At 56.4% G+C, this 16670-nt stretch carries 5 protein-coding genes; 4 read left to right on the plus strand and 1 reads right to left on the minus strand.

Annotated features, from left to right (window positions below; genetic code table 11):
• Positions 1–326: 326 nt before the first annotated feature.
• Positions 327–3182, minus strand: a complete 2856-nt coding sequence (locus VNL17_02490; protein ID HXI82942.1) for a hypothetical protein — start codon at positions 3180–3182, stop codon at positions 327–329.
• A gap of 912 nt (positions 3183–4094) precedes the next feature.
• Here VNL17_02490 and VNL17_02495 point away from each other — a divergent pair.
• The 4 genes from VNL17_02495 (at position 4095) to VNL17_02510 (ending at position 16544) form a co-directional block, all read left to right on the plus strand.
• Positions 4095–4814 (plus strand): prepilin-type N-terminal cleavage/methylation domain-containing protein, encoded by a 720-nt coding sequence (locus VNL17_02495; GenBank protein HXI82943.1) that lies wholly within the window; start codon positions 4095–4097, stop codon positions 4812–4814.
• 278 nt (positions 4815–5092) lie between these two features.
• Positions 5093–9526 carry a pectinesterase family protein gene (locus VNL17_02500; GenBank protein HXI82944.1) on the plus strand — a complete coding sequence of 1478 codons (4434 nt, stop codon included), beginning with the start codon at positions 5093–5095 and terminating at the stop codon, positions 9524–9526.
• Between the two features lie 185 nt (positions 9527–9711).
• Positions 9712–12852, plus strand: a complete 3141-nt coding sequence (locus tag VNL17_02505) for a glycosyl hydrolase family 28 protein (protein ID HXI82945.1) — start codon at positions 9712–9714, stop codon at positions 12850–12852.
• Positions 12853–12890: 38 nt separating this feature from the next.
• On the plus strand, positions 12891–16544 hold the full coding sequence (locus tag VNL17_02510) for an immunoglobulin domain-containing protein (protein ID HXI82946.1): 3654 nt from the start codon (positions 12891–12893) through the stop codon (positions 16542–16544).
• Positions 16545–16670: the final 126 nt, after the last annotated feature.

Here is a 16670-nt window from a genome sequence, read left to right on the forward strand (position 1 = left end):
ATGAAATTTGCAGTGCATTTGCAAGACATACCAGCCGACCGCGCGCGCCTATTTAGTAGCATCTTGCGTCATTGAATGGTCTGGCAAGTATCGTAATGCGAAAGGGTTAAATGAGTGAGGGGTTTCATCCAAATCTCGATCTTGCGAGCAAGCGTTTGCAGACGGCCGCAGACGTGTCCGCGGCGGTTGAAAGGATCGCCTCTACAACCGGTAACGGTGCATGTAAAAAGCAGAAGGGCGTCCCGCTATCCAGCGGGACGCCCTTGCTTTCAAACTGCGCCTCTGCAACGTCGGCGGTCATAGACCGCCGCTACAATACTGGCCGACTACGGCACCAAGACGCGGACGCGGTAGTATCGCGTTGCGCCGGTCGCTCCGCCCGGATCCACCATGTTGGTCAGTGTGCCAAGGCCGGTGCCGCCACTCAGGATGTTGGTCACGTTGGCGGTTACGAAGGTATTGCTGTTGTAGTTGCCACCCGTGCCGGTGGTGAACTCCAGTACGTTCGTGCGGGAGGCGGGGCCACCCGTGTAAGTGCTGTCGCCACTCGCGCCCAGGTAATCCACGCGGATGTCTGCACCACCATTGGTCTTGGAGATGCTCGTGATGTGAACATACGCCCCGCTGCTGGTCGGATTAAATCCTGCCAGGAACTCGTTCGTATTATTCATGCCATCACCATCCGGGTCCGCCGTGCCAAGCGCATTACCACCGCTCAGGCCATAATGCGTCGCCCACGTGGTGCTGTAGGGATCGCCGCCGCCACCGGCAGTTACGACCAGCAAGATCCGTGTAGTGGCCGGATCATTGGAAACTGTGGCGGAGAATCCGCCGGGCAACGTGCCCACAGCCAGGGCACTCGACACCAGATTGGAGTAGGTGAACAGCGTGTAAACATTCGCGCCGAATCCGGCGCCACCGGTGACGTTGACCGTGCCGGCCAGCGTCAAACTATTGCTCACACCTACCGAGTCCTGGAGCGTGCCCAAGTGATAGTTGAGCACCGCGGAGGAACCAAACACGAGATTGTTGCTGAAGAGGACAGTACCGACGGCGGCACCGATTCCCGGAGAGAATATGCCAAGGTTGGTAACATTGCCGGCGACTGTGCCACCCCCGCGTAGGGTGGCGTTATTGGTCACCGTCAAGCCGCCGCTATTGAAATTGTGATAGCCGGTGCCGCCCGCCGCCATTTCGTAGACTGCCCCGCTGGCCGCCGTGCCGTCACCGACTGCAAAGGTGCCGGGGATATCGGGGTGGCTATCGACGGTGGCGCCACCAGCACTCAGTACACCACCGGAGAAGGTCACCGTATTAGTCGGTCGAACGCGCATAAACCCGACGGAAAGTGCGCCGCCATTAAGCACGAGAGAATTGCTTATTGCGGCACTGTTGCCGACGTTCAGATTAGTGATGGTCACCGATGCGTTGGTGATGGTCAGCACATTGCCAAAGGTGTTACTTGCGGCGCCGATGTTGAGCGAACCGGTGTTGACGACAATGGCCGCGGCGCCCGGGCCGCCAAACTTCACCGTGTTGAACACCGAGGTTATGTTGTTGCCGATACTGAAGGTGCCGTTGTTGTAGAGCTTGCCGCCGTCAAAGACGCCCAGGAAATTCGTGCCCCCAGTGCCCGTACCGACAATGATGTGATTGGTGTAGTTGGCCACCGAGGAGGAATTGGACCAGACCGACGAGGCGCCGATCACAATGCCCGTATTCAGCGAACTGTTTGCGCCAATTGTGCCGTTACCCGACAGCAACACGCCGCCGTTGGTGACGATCAGGTTATTGCCACCCGTACCGCCGAGGTTGACGCCACCGACATTGTCGGAGGTAAGAGGGTTGAGGAGCGTGCCGTTGTCAACGCGCAAGATGTCCATCGAGCCAGCCACGTTGATGCTGTTGGAGTTGCCGGCAGGAACCCCGAGACTGATGCTATTGGTTACTACCAGAGTCCCTTTGCCGTTGACGGAAATGGTTTCTATCGGTCCTTGCGGATTCAGGAAGTTACAGGACATAAATGCGTTCGTGACTATGATGAAGTTGTCTTGATGGTTCGTGTTGACTGACGAACTTCGCACCACGACAAACGACCCGGTGCTCGTCAGACCTGTCCCGCCCATGACGAAGCCATTGTGGATGTTGCTGGAATTGTTCCCATACGCAAATGTGCCGCCGCAACTGATAAAAGCGCCATCTTGAACGGTGAAGAGGTTATTGGTGGCACCCGCGCCACCCAGACCGATCTGAACACTACCTTGCGCGATCAACTGCGAGCCGGCGCCAGTGACGACTCCGGTGTTGAAGCTGGCAGTGCCGCCGAAGAGAAAGGAGCCAGTTTCGAAAAGTTTGGCGCCGTTGGAGATGATCAATGAGCCGCCATTTCCGCTGAACTTGAGATCCCCCGCGGAGGTTATCGTTGCGCCGCTGGTCGGACCTGAGAGAAGCATGGAATTGTTGGTAAGGCCAATGCCGTTACCGACCGTAATCGTGCCGTCGACGAAGAGTCTGCCACCATTCGTGATGATCAACCGATTCAACCCGCTGGATGAGCCGATGGTAAGGGTACTGCCGCTGCCTGTGCCGCCGTCCGTGTACACACCATTGCCGGTGATGACCAGCGTGCCGACCGAATTGCTACTTGCTCCGACGATGCCCGCGTCAGCCGCCACCGTTCCGTTGGTGACAACGAGTGTACCAGTACAGAATAAACCGGGAACGTTCGTCACAGAATCCCCGATACGAAGTTGGCCGGTGACAGCCGTCACGCCGGCAACGGCGAGCGTCCCGCCCGTTATAAAAACTGTTGATATAGAATCTGCGACGCCCACACGGAAGGTATTTGTGACGCGATACGTCAATCCGTTGGGATTGATCGTAACCACGCCGGTGTGGTTGGAGATGACAGTGCTCAGGAGGTTGGGTGTGTTGGCGCCGAGACTTACCGTGATGCTCGTCTCGTTTGTGAAAAAAGTTACGTCGCCGTCCACCGGTGCCAAACCCGTATCCCAGTTCGCCGCAGTGCCAAAAGTCCCACTGTTCACGATCCAGGTTTCGTTCGTCGCCCGTGCCGTGTTGCTACCCAATGCCAAGCCCAGTGCCAAAAGCAACGCTCCGCCCAGAAGATTTTTGGTAAGTTTCCGAAAAGTGTGCCCGACCCCTGATAGCTGATTCATCATAGACCTCGCCCTTTGATTTTGATCTCTTGTCCGGCCTCACTGACCACGTTATGCCTGCAAGGCTTTCTGCACCCGTCGTTTCAGAACAAACCCCCGTCGGAGTGTATGCTCTTGTGCCTAAAAGTATGCATTCGCTCTGCCAGGTTTGCAAGTGATTTGCAGCGGAAACCCTTGAATTTCAGGAGCGTATTCTTTCAGTGAAGAAAGATGCTAGGTCGCGTTTCCAGCGCGGTATGGGAAAGGTCTCCGTATACACGCAAGCGAACAAGTTTGGAAACGTTAGCATGTTTTCGCAAATCGACTGCGCAATTCTGTCGCAACCATCCAAAGATGGGAAGGTGGCGCACACCCCCGCGATTTGAGGTTCTTTTGTTGACCATTCGCCTTCAGGGTGAGCTGATGAGGTGCTCTTTCTGGGGCGTAGAATGCCGGGTCAAGTTAACTGCGGATCGAACTACACTATTCCTTGGAAGAAGAGATCGAATGGACATGCTGAGAATAGCGCAGCGGGAGCGATTGTAGTGTATTAGATGGGAGATGCTATCGAGTTAGCCAGAACAAATGACAAGAACATCTGCTTGGAGTATTCGCGCCGGAGTTGCGGTTTGGCGGGGGATTGTGGAGCGCCACCATGGCCGTAGATGCAGCACAACATGCGCTTCCCGAGCAGGGGTGTGCATCTGAATAAAATCGCCCACTTCGGAGCCTAGCATATCTGCTCACTGAGCGAACAAGCTCTTCAAATCCATGCAAAACGAACCTTAAATTCTTGCAAACGCCGCGAAAAGGGTGCAGGTTAAATAGCCGTGGCCCGTTGTGTTTGGAATGAGAACGTGCCGCTAAACGGGTCGCAAAACAAGCCAAGACGGAATGTGGATGAGGTCATCTGAAACACGGAGGCACTGGAGATATATGCAGTCCAATCAAACCAAAAAGAACGCGTTTACCCTCATTGAACTGCTGGTGGTCATTGCGATTATCGGCATCTTGGCGGCGATGTTGCTACCCGCGCTGAACAAGGCGCGCCAGAAAGGTTACCAAGCCTCTTGTATCTCTAATGTGAAGCAGTGGGGACTGGCCTTAAACATGTATGCTGACGATTGGGGCGGCACGATGTTCTACGACGCAGGCGGTGTGCACTTTACTGACAACAATACCCCTCTGATGCAGTACATAGGAAGTAGCAATGCTGTGGAGAAGTTACGTGTCATGAGAGCGTGTCCGGCAAGAGTGGCGCGCATGAACCCTCCAAGTCTCGCCTATAATATGCCCGTTGGGACCTATCGCAAGGGCTTGGCTTATAAGGATGCGGATACTGCCCCGTCGCCTGGGTTCACTAACCCTTTTTACGGTACCCCCACGAATCCCTATTGGCCGAACCTGACGTCCTGCCCCAACCCCTCTCAATTCGTGTTGCTGATTGAGTGCTACAACACCATGCATAGCGGTCAGTTTGCCGGCAAGGTGAGCTCGCCGGCGTCGGGTGCAGGTGACCCTGTCCCGCCAATCCAATGGCATAATTCGGTTGTCAATTGTCTTTTTGGTGATTTCCACGCCGAAGCGCAAACCATGCAGCAGGTAACGGCAATGGATTCTGGCAGTCCAGCCAACCCGGCGTCCCAACTGAATTAGCGGGGAGAAGGTCTGGTGGGAGATTTTCACCTGGAAAGTTTTGCGGTGGTGCTGTCGATTCGAAGTTCTGGATGGCGATGAATTGAAGTGGGTTTGGCGCCGGTTAAGTTTGGGAGCGGTGAGGGGTTGGGAAGTTTTTAGAGTTGTCTAACCAGGAAGTTGAAAGCGCAGTTACGGCAGGGATCGCGGTTGAAACAAATGTGTGGTTGAGATGCACACCACCTTGGTGAGTTGTTTGTTTTAAAACTGGTTGAAGTATCGCGAGAGGGAAAAATCCTATGACCATGCCACATCCGCTCCGAGTGACCACGCACAATTTCCGCAAATCCCTGAAGTCACTCGCGGCGGGAGCCATGGCCGTTGGATTGGCCCTATTCATAGGTGTGGGTGACACGCAGGCGCAGGTCACGTACAATTTTACCAATACTGCAGCCACCGCTTTCCTCAGTGATCCCAACGCTTGGAGCCCGGTCGGTGGCCCCGGGACAAACCTCGACACCTTTACGATTCTACAGGCGGCGACGAAGACCCTGCGGCTGACCAACAATTTCTTGAACAATGGCTCGTTTCAAATCGGTGCCAGCGGGGGTGGCCAAACCCTCAATCTTACCCTGGACTTTGGAACGAACACATTTGTGGGCCTCAATGGGAATACAACCAGCGGCTCGGACTTCGTGTTTGGCCAACAGGGGACCACGATCGTTTACATTGCTTGTGGAAGCATGTACAACACCAATGCTGGCGCGCCAACGGGCAATGCTCGCATGACTGTTGGACGCAACTCGGGTGCCGCGACATCCATCTTTTTCACCAACGGCACGTTCGTCGGGGGTATTACGGTCATAGCGAATAATGCCGGTGCAACCCCTTCACAACTGGTTGTGAGCGGTTCCGGGTCGTCGTGGTCAAATGCGAACGGCATGTCGATTGGTAACGTAGCGCTGGCCAACAATTGCTCGTTGGCGATATCCAACTCGGCCTCCATGACCGTGATGAGCACTTTCCAATTGGGTTTCCAGGCTCCTTCCAGCTTTAATTCAGTCATTGTGGACTCGAGCGGGCAGCTATTCACCAGGAATCAGACCGCCACGATTGGCGCTGGCAGCGGTTCGTCAAATAATACAGTGACCGTACAAGGTGGCGGCATCTGGGATAATGGCGGACGAATCATTCAGGTCGGCAATACCACTGGCGTTGGGTCAAACAATTCACTCGTCGTGGGTAATAATGGAGTGGTCTCCAACGTTACCGTGGTGACCATCGCTGCTGGGGATTCGCTGAAAATGGCGGGTGGGTTGCTGCGGGCATCGGTGGGAGTAACCAATAACGCCGGCGCGATTACGGGCTTCGGTACGATTGCGGCCAATACTGCCTACACAGCGGGTACTTCGGCGCTGTCACTTGGTTCGGGAAGCTCGGTAGGAACGCTTACGTTCACCAACAACCTCTCTCTCGTCTCGGGCACGACGACCAGAATCAAGTTGGACAGCAGTCAGTCCGGCAGCAATGATTTTCTCAACGTCCTTGGCACCCTGGCCAACGCCGGGACGATCACGATCGTCACCAACGGCACTGCGCCTCTTTCGGCGGGCGACGTTTACACGATTTTCGCGGCGGGAGCCTTGAGCGGCGGCTTTACCTCCAGCAACCTGCCGGCACTGGATCCGAGCTTGCGCTATGACCTCACGCAATTTCCCCAAGGCATTCTCAAGATCGTCCCGCAAGAAGTTGTGCCGGGGCTGACCGGCCCGACGAACCAGGTGATCCTCGTTGGCAGTAACGCCATCATTAGCGCCACCGTAACCGGTGTGCCGACACCGGGAGTGTACTGGCAGTACAACGGCAATAATATCACAGACGGCGCGACCGGAAACGGTTCGACGATTGCCGGAAGCCAGACCCTGACGCTGACTCTTTCGAATGGACAGACCAACGACAGCGGCAGTTATTGCATCATTGCCACCAACAGTCAGGGCTCGGCGACGAACTGCATGGGCCTCACGGTCTCAAATGGCAACGTTCCGCCGAGTATCAGTGGCATGTCGGATCAGACCGTCATTCAGGGCAACAATGGCACGTTCAATGCCTCGGTTGCCGGCTCACCTTCGCCCGGGGTTAAATGGCAGGTCAACGGGATTGATATTCCCGGCGCGACGGGCATTCCGCTCATCCTGACGAATGTTCAATTTTCCCAGGACGGGTTCCTCTATACATTGATTGCGACCAACAGCTCGGGCAGTGCAACCAATAGCCAGACGTTGCACGTCATTGTCGCCCCGATCATCGCCACGCAGCCGCAAAGTTTGGTGGTCACGCAGACGCAGAGCGCAACCTTCTGTGTGGTGTCCACCAATGGCGTGCCGACACCGACCTATCAATGGTTCTTCGGAAACAGCTCCATCCTGAACGCCACCAGTACATGCTACACGATTACGAGCGCGACTCCGGCTAACGCGGGCACCTACCGTGTCCGAATCACTAACACCGCGGGGACTATCGATAGCACCAACGTGACACTCACGGTTAATTCCACGATGGCCGCTGTGCTGACGCCGGCCAACGGCGCTCCGAGCGTGTGTTACGATACGCCGCTGTTCATGGCGTTTGACCGCCTGCCTGTGTTGAACGGCGCTGGTAAAGTCTCGATTTACAATGTGACCAATCCCGCGTCGGCTGTGGATACAATCGACACAAGTCTCGGTGTGCTGCAGTCGCGCACCATCGGCGGCGAAACATTCAGCACGTTCCCGGTCATCATCACCGGTACGACCGTCGCGATCTACCCGCATCTCGGCGTGTTGGGTACGAACCAGACGTATTTTGTCACTGTGGACGCCGGCATCTTCACCGATACCAACGGCGCCTTGTATGCCGGCATCGTCAGCACAAACGGCTGGGTCTTCACGACCAAGCCCGCCGGCCCGGCTAATCCGCTCAATGTTATTGTGAGCACCAATGAGAGTGACGACTTCGCGACCGTCCAGGGCGCGGTGGATTCAGTGCCAGCGAACAACACGACGCCAACGTTGATCAATATCCGCAACGGCACCTACACGGAAATCGTCGACACGCGGCTCAAGAACAACATCACATTCCGCGGCCAGGACCGGACGAAGACGCGCGTTGGTTACCCCAATAACAATAATATCAACGGCAGCACGGCGAATCGTATGGCCTTCAAGATCAATGCCAACGATAACGCGATTGAGAACATGACCGTGACCAATATGACGCCCAAGGGCGGGTCACAGGCCGAGGCAATCATGGTCAATACGGCGGCCAGGCGGTTCATTCTCAACTACGCGGAAGTGGACAGCTTCCAGGACACGATCCTCATCAACGACTTCAGCTCGCAGGCATACTTCTACAAGAGCTTGATCGTGGGTGATACGGACTTCATCTGGGGTGTTGGGAATCTTTTCGCTACAAACTGTGAAATCCGCTCGGTGACTGGCGGCGCTTCGATTACCCAACCGCGAACTCCCGCCGGCAGCAACGGCTTGGACTTCGTGGACTGCCAGATTACAAGAGGCGGCACGAATGTCACTAATACCACGTTCGGGCGCGCGCTCGGGTTCTGCGATGGCAATGCCGCCTTTATCAATTGCCAAATCGACAGCAATGTCGTGGGCTGGACAGCGGCGGATCTTACGGGGTGTCCGAATCTGCGGTGGTGGACCTACAACGACACCGACCTGCTCACGGGCAGCCCGCTGTCGTTTAACGGCGTCACCCTGACTAATGGCGATCCGAATCTGGCGTGTGCCTTAAGTCCGACCTGCTGGCTCAGCGGCTGGGTGCCGCAACTCGCCCCGAACATCTTGACGAACCCGGTCAGCGTGACGGTCACAGCGGGCGTCAACGCGACATTCACCGTGGCTGCCACCGGTATTCCCGATCCGAACTATCAGTGGCTCAAGAATGGTGCGACCATCACCGGTGCGACGGGCCCCACGTTTGTCATCCCGAGCGCGCTGGCAGGCGACGCGGGAGGGTATTCCGTGATCGTTTCGAATATCGCGGGTTCAATCACCAGCGGCAGCGCGACGTTGACGGTCGTGGGCACGGGTCCATCGGCCAGCTTTACGGCGGCACCGACCAGTGGTACGGAACCGTTGGCTGTGACCTTTACGGATACATCGAGCGGATCGCCGAACATCACCCTGTTCTGGGATCTTGGTGACAGCACCACAACGAATCTGGCGGGTGGGACTACCCTGGTGCATTCGTATGCGGCAGGTACCTACACCGTAACCTTGACCGCGAGCAACGCCTTCGGCGCCAACAGCACGATTGTCTCGAACAACCTGATTACCGTGGTCACAGCATTCCAAGCGTGGCAATTGTCGCACTTCGGTTGCACCAACTGCCCACAGGCGGCCGCGAGTGCGGATCCCGATGGCGATGGCCAGAACAACCTCGCTGAATTCCTGGCGGGGACTGACCCGAACAATAGCGCGTCGGGGTTACACATCAGCTCCGTGGCGCGATCCGGCAGTGACGTGGTCATCACATGGGCCACGGCCGGTGGGGCCACCAATGTTGTGCAGGCGACCGCAGGCGATGGGAACGGCGGGTACACCACCAACTTCAGCGATTTGAGTGGGCCCATCGTCATCACTGGCAGTGGTGATGCGAGCACGAACTATACGGATGTGGGCGGCGGAACGAACGTCCCGTCTCGCTACTATCGTGTGCGGTTGGCGCCATAGGTAATAAATAAGCCAATAATCGCGAATGGCCATCCACGACAAGGTGGGTGGCCATTCGAACATGTTGCAGGTTCGTCGGAAGTGGAAGAAATGTTTGTTAGAAGTATAGTATCCCCATGACGGGAAGCAGGGTTATCGTTCGAGGGCGGAGTATGCACCGCCGGGGTGGGCGGTCATTAAGTAAAATGCCCGGGTTGCACCACGTTTTTGCCGCATTCCTGCTGTTTGTGTCCGCTGGATTGGCACGCGCCGGCACCCCTCCGCTCCCGACTTTCAACAGCAACCTCGTCTTCGACGTGACCAACACAGTGTTTGCCGGTGGTGCGCTGGGCGACGGCGTTTCCAACAACGCCGCGGCAATTCAAGCGGCCATCAACATGATCTCGACGAATATCGTCGCAGGCGCCACGGGTGGCACCGTTCGCGTGCGGGCCGTTGGGACGTTTACCAACTATTTGTCCGGACCAATTGCGCTCAAGAGCCACGTCAATCTCTTGATCGACACCAACACGACGTTGACGATGCTCTCCATGGCCAATTGGCCGAGCACGATTACCTTCTTGAGCGGGGGCACGATTACTGATAGCGCGATCAGCGGCGCGGGGACGATCGATGGCCATGCCTCATTTATCTCCGGCACCACGACGAATTGGTGGGGCACTTCGGGCGGCAATAATGCGGTTGCCAACCGCCCAAACATGATCGAGTACGACGGCAGTAAACGGGTGCTGATTCAGGGCGTGACGCTCCAGAACCCGCCCACCTTTCATATCATGGTGCATAACAACAACAACGGTCTGACGATCCAGAATATCAAGATCGCCACCGCGAGCGGCTCGCAGAACACGGACGGCATCGATCTGGCCTCCACGAATGTGTTGATCCAGGGGTGTTCCATCAGCGACGGGGATGACAATATCCAGATTGGTAGCAGTTCGGCGTTGGCGTCGGACATCACGATTACCAACTGCCTCTTCGGTAGTGGTCATGGCCTGTCGATTGGCAGTCCCACGCAAGCCGGGGTAAACAATCTTATCGTAAGCAACTGTACCTGGAATGGCTGCGAGTATGGCATACATATGAAGACCGACCGCGACATCGGCGGCTCGATTCATGACCTGAAGTATCTCGACCTTGTCATGAGCAATGTGAATTTCTTCGTCGCGATCTACCCCTACTATCATCAAATTGGCTCGCCTTCGAGTAGCATTAACGTCAGTCCTTTCATGGCGGCCACGGACACGGTCCACACCGTTACCGGTACGACCCCGATTTTCAAGAACATCACCATCAGCAACGTGACGGTGACTTCGATCGGCGCAAATATCGCGGGAATCATTTGGGGATTACCGGAATCGCTCGTGTCCAACGTTAACATCTCGAAAGTCAGTATCGCCACGCATAACAAAACGCTTTGTATTTATAACAGCAAGGCCGTTCAAATCACTGACTCCACCCTGACCCTGCCCACCACCAGCACCAACACGTTGACGCTCTACAATGCTCAGGTCACCGTTACCAATAGCACCCTCAATGCGAATCCGGTGACAATGACCGGATTGGCCTACAATGGCACGAATACGCTGGTCTTCGGGACCAATACGCTCGCGTTCTTCAACGGCAACGCGAGTGTCGTCACCACCAACCTACTCGCCATCGGTTCCACCACACTGTCGGGCAGTACGCTGACCTTCAGTCAGAGTTCCATTACGTATTCCAACCCACTGAATGTTCTTGCAGCCAGCACTTTCGTGGTCAGCGCCGGTACCAACATATTTAGCGGCGTACTGACTGGTCCCGGACCGTTGACGCTCAGTTTCGTTACACCGTCGTTCAGCATGTTATCGGTGCGGGGTAACTGGTCGGGCTTTAGCGGGACGGTTTCCAACGCCAACGGCGGCATTCTCCGCTTTGATCAGGGAACGAATGCCTGGGGCGATGGCAATGCCGTGTTCGCAAACGGCCTTTCGGGAATCCTGAACAACCACGCGACAAATAGCATCATGATTTCACTGGGCGCTCTCTCGGGTGGGACGTCGTCGACCCTGGCCGGCAGCGACCAGACCGGGCCGGGGATCGACACCTATGCCATTGGCGGCCTCAACTCGAACACGACATTTGATGGCACGATCACCGATGGGACAAGTCTCAGCACACCCCACACCGTCGCCCTGACGAAGGCTGGGAGTGGTAGCTTCACGATTTCTGGTGCCAATACCTACTCCGGCGGCACGATGGTGAGCAACGGGACTCTGCTGGTGAACAACACCACCGGCAGTGGGACCGGCGCGGGTGCGGTCACCGTCGTCAGCGCCGGGACCTTGGGCGGTGGCGGTATCATCGGTGGATCGCTGACCGTGAGCGGTACACTGGCACCGGGGAATAGTCCCGGCACACTGACGATCAGCAACGATGTGGTAGTCAATGGCGGCGCGGTCTTGCGATACGAGCTGGGCACGAATAGCGACCTGACGGTGGTGAGTGGAAACCTGACCTTGGGCGGTACGATCAATGTAATCGACGCTGGCGGGTTCACCAATACCGCGTACACACTGTTCACCTACGGCGGCGCGCTGACGTACAACGGCGTCACGATCGGCACCACGCCGAACACCAACTTCACGTATGTGATTAACACCAATACCGCTGGTCTTGTGAAATTGGATGTTTCCGGTTCTGCAGCATCTCCGACAGCCAGTTTCACAGCCATTCCGACCTCGGGCGTTGCGCCATTGGGAGTTACCTTCACGGATACTTCAACGGGATCGATCACTAATCTGTTCTGGGACTTTGGCGACAGCAGTACAACCAACACGGCGGCAGCCGCTAACTTCGTGCACACGTACGGGGCTGTTGGCACGTACTCGGTGACGCTGGTTGCGAGCGGCCCGGGTGGCGATGGCACCAACTTTCAGTTGAATCTGGTCACGGTTCTCGATCCGTTCGTGGCATGGCAACTGCAATATTTTGGCTGCACCAACTGCGCACAGGCGGCGGGGGACGCCGATCCGTTGGGCAAAGGTATGAGCAACACAAATCAGTTTCTCGCGGGCCTCAACCCGACCAACGCGGCTTCGGCGCTACGGATCATCTCCGCCATGCGGCAAGGCAGCGACGTCGTGATCACATGGACGACAGCGGGCGGCCACACCAACGCCGTACAGGCCACTAGCGGTGATGGGAATGGCGGTTATGCCACCAACTTTACGGACATCAGTGGTCCGGTCATTATTACGGGCAGCGGGGATGCAACAACCAATTACCTGGATACTGGCGGCGTGACGAATGGCCTGTCGCGGTATTATCGAGTCCGGCTGGTGCCATAGAACATTCGCGCGGATGTAGAGAATAGGAGCACGTGGATATGCAACGTATATACAGGATCATTTTGATGCTGGTTGTTTTGTTGGGACTGACCGCTTCCAATTTCGCCACCGTTTATCTTGATGACTTCTGGAGCGATGGGTTGCGCACGACCCAGAACCTGCCGACTGAGTCCGCATGGTTCGCGTCCAGTAGCGGATCGCTGGCGGCGACGCCGGGATCGATGAACCTGTCAATGGGCAGCAGCGCTATCCTGGTGCTCACGTATTATACGACCAACAGCACCAGTCCCGTGCAACTGGGTGTCGGTGACGCGCTCACAGCCACATTCAACCTGACGTTCAGCGGCCTGGCCGCATCGAATACTTCGCAGGGGTTTCGGATCGGGTTATTTGATTTTGCCGACTCAACACTTTCTCCCAAGCGGGTGACCGCGGACGGTTTTAGCAGCAGTTCTCAGGGAGCCGGGGTGCAAGGATATGCGCTTTTACAAAACATGAGTCCACAGTTCAACAACTCCACCCCGATGGACATTCGCAAACGTACGACTTTGACGGACAATTCTCTGTTAGGAACGAGCAGCGACTATACTTCGCTGGGCACCGGGCCCGGGAACGTCACCGCATTTCCCGGGTTCTCGAACGGCACGAATTACATCCTGCAGATTACCCTGCAACGCACGGCTACCAATACGATGGCGATTACGGCTTCCTGGCTGAATACCGCCAACGGAGCGACTCTGATTACGAGTGAAACCGATACCGGGGCCACGAATTTTAATTTCGATGGGATCGGCCTGCGTCCACTGACAGCGGCTTCCACGGCGACAACAATTACTTTCCAGGAAGCAAAGGTTGAATTCATCCCGGCAAACACGCCCGCCACTGTCACATCAGACCCGCAGGACCAGGCGGTGTTCGTGGGCCAGAACGCCTCGTTTGGGGTTCTCGCGAGCGGCTCACCGCCGTTGAGCTATCAATGGTATTACAACGGCATAACGCTGCTGACCAATGCGACCAGTGCCACCTTGACACTCACGAATTGCCAGATTTCAGATTCCGGCCAATATTCCGTCATCGTCTCAAATACTTCGGGTGTTGATACCAGCGGCGTTGCCAATCTCTCGGTGACCATCCCAACCGCGCCCAGCATCGGCACGCAACCGCAGGGCGGAACTGTTCTGCCCGGCAGCAGCTTCAGTTTCAACGTGGTCGCGGGCGGCTCCCAGCCCCTGACCTACCAGTGGTTCCTTAACAACACGACCACAATTACCGGCGGAAACGATTCGACATTGACACTGACCAATATCCAACCGGGCCAGGCAGGTAATTATTCGGTGTTGGTGAGCAATCTTGCGGGCACGGCTACGAGTTCCAACGCAGTTCTAATCGTGAACACGAACCCTGTCGCGCCAGTGTTCATCAGCCAGCCATCTTCGCAGATCGCGCTGGCGGGGACGATAGTTAATTTCACTGCCGCAGCCGCCGGCACGGCCCCGATCACGTATCAGTGGAGCAAGAACAATGTGGCGATTGCGGGTGCGACCGCCACCACGTTCAGCATTACCAATGTGCAGACTACCGACGATGGGAACTATTCCGTCACTGCCTCCAACAATGTCGGTGGGACAACTAGCGGAACAGCCCAATTGACCGTGACACCACCAGTGCCCGTGCCTCTGAGCGCCTATAACTTGGTCGGCTTCGGCCAGGGCACCACGGGTGGCGGTGTTTTAGCGGATACAGATCCCAATTACGCGAAGGTCTTTACCGCGATCGATCTTGCCAACGCGCTCATCAGCAAGACGGTCAGGGTCATCGAGATCATGAACGATCTGAACCTTGGTTATAATGAAATCCCGGCAGCCGCCAAGGCCACGAGCGAGCCATTCCGCGCAGATTCCACGCCGCTGCTGCACCCCGTCTTGTTGACGACCGGGGTCAGTCTCATCGATATCCAAAAGAAAAACGGGCTGACAATCTTTTCCGCCAACGGCTCGACCATCCGCCACGCGCACCTGAACATCAAGGCTGGCTCCAACATCATCGTCCGCAATCTTAAGTTCGACCAACTGTGGGAATGGGATGAAGCTACCAAGGGCAATTACGACAAGAATAATTGGGACTTCATGACCATCGGTGACTCTGGTTCCATCACCGGCCTGTGGATTGATCACTGTACGTTTACGAAAGCCTATGATGGCATCGTGGACATCAAGAACGGGAGCGCGGGGATTACCATCTCCTGGTGCAAGTACACGGGTGATGACGGCGCGACCAACAATAACAGTTGGGTGTGGCAGCAGATCAACGCGCTCGAATCAAACAAGGCGAGTTACGTAATGTACAACACCCTGCGCACCGCCGGGTTTAGCAGTACTGACATAGTCACCGTGATTCAGGGGCACGACAAGACCCATTTGATCGGCGCCAATGACATGGACCCGAACAATGCTTTGCACACCGTCACACTGCACCACGAGTGGTTCATCAATCCATGGGATCGGTTGCCCCGTTTGCGCGGCGGTAATGTGCATGACTACAACATCTATGTGGACGACACGGCGGGAATCGCCGCCAAACATCTTCGCGACTCGCACCCATTCAGCAGTTCCTATAGCTTCAATCCATTCCTTAACGGAAGTATCTCCACCGAGAATGGGGCCACGCTGGTGGAGAAATCGGTGTACATCGACTGCATCACACCACTGCGGAACAACCAGACCGATCCTTCGAACCCGGCATACACCGGGAAGATCCTGGCGCTGGATACAATCTATGTGAACCCGGCGGATGGCTCCGTGACGCGCGGCAACAGCACCGACCCGGGCAGTCAACTGGGCCCATTCCAGGCGCCAATCATTCCTTTCTCGTGGAATCTGGCCGGCAACCAACTGCCGTACACTTATTTCCCGGATGATCCGAGCCAGTTACAGGGCATCGTCACCAGTCCCACGGCAGGAGCTGGCGCGGGAGTATTGACCTGGGCCAAGACAAACTGGCTGGTGACGTCCTATGCGCCGACGGCGCCGGTCATTGTCGCGGGCCCTCAGAACCAGAGTGTTTCCCAGAATACCACCATCAGCTTCACGGTTGTGGCCGGGGGCAGCGCGCCATTGAGCTATCAGTGGTATTTCAATACCAACAGTCCGATTGCCGGTGCCACCAATTTCCTATTTACGCTCGCGAATATCCAGGCGACCAACGCCGGGATCTATTCGGCCATCGTCAGTAATAGTGTTGGCTCGACCAATAGTGCCGGTGCCACGCTTACGGTAAATGTGCCAACGAATACGGATCCCTTTGCGGCGTGGCAGAACCAGTATTTCACACCGGACGAACTGGCCAACCCATCCTTCAGCGGGCCGGACGCTGATCCGCTGGGCAAGGGAATGAGCAACACCAACCAATTCCTTGCCGGTCTCAATCCGACCAATCCGGCGTCGGCGCTGCGGATCATCTCCGCAGTGAAGCAGGATAGTGATGTTTCGATCTCATGGACAACGGCGGGCGCCCACACCAATGCTGTTCAGGCGACCGGCGGTGACGGGAGTGGCGGTTACTCAACCAACTTTACTGATATCAGCGGACCAATCATCATCACGGGTAGTGGGGACGCAACCACCAATTACGCGGATAGTGGCGGTGCGACCAACAACCCAGCACGTTACTACCGCGTCCGGTTGGTGCCCTGACACCCGCGGGACGCAAACGAAGACCTAACAGGCGTTTCTAGGAGCGTTTTCGCTCAATGAACAGCCATGCTATGCCGCTGGCGTGGACTTTACCGTCTGGATAGGGATAAACTATTGAATCTAAAC

Source organism: Verrucomicrobiia bacterium, from assembly GCA_035577545.1.
Taxonomy (GTDB): Bacteria; Verrucomicrobiota; Verrucomicrobiia; order Palsa-1439; family Palsa-1439; genus Palsa-1439.

Coding starts and splice junctions, on each gene's coding strand:
- VNL17_02495 (HXI82943.1), top strand. CDS start 4,095: ATGCAGTCCAATCAAACCAAAAAGAACGCGTTTACCCTCATTGAACTG.
- VNL17_02500 (HXI82944.1), top strand. CDS start 5,093: ATGACCATGCCACATCCGCTCCGAGTGACCACGCACAATTTCCGCAAA.
- VNL17_02505 (HXI82945.1), top strand. CDS start 9,712: ATGCCCGGGTTGCACCACGTTTTTGCCGCATTCCTGCTGTTTGTGTCC.
- VNL17_02490 (HXI82942.1), bottom strand. CDS start 3,182: ATGATGAATCAGCTATCAGGGGTCGGGCACACTTTTCGGAAACTTACC.
- VNL17_02510 (HXI82946.1), top strand. CDS start 12,891: ATGCAACGTATATACAGGATCATTTTGATGCTGGTTGTTTTGTTGGGA.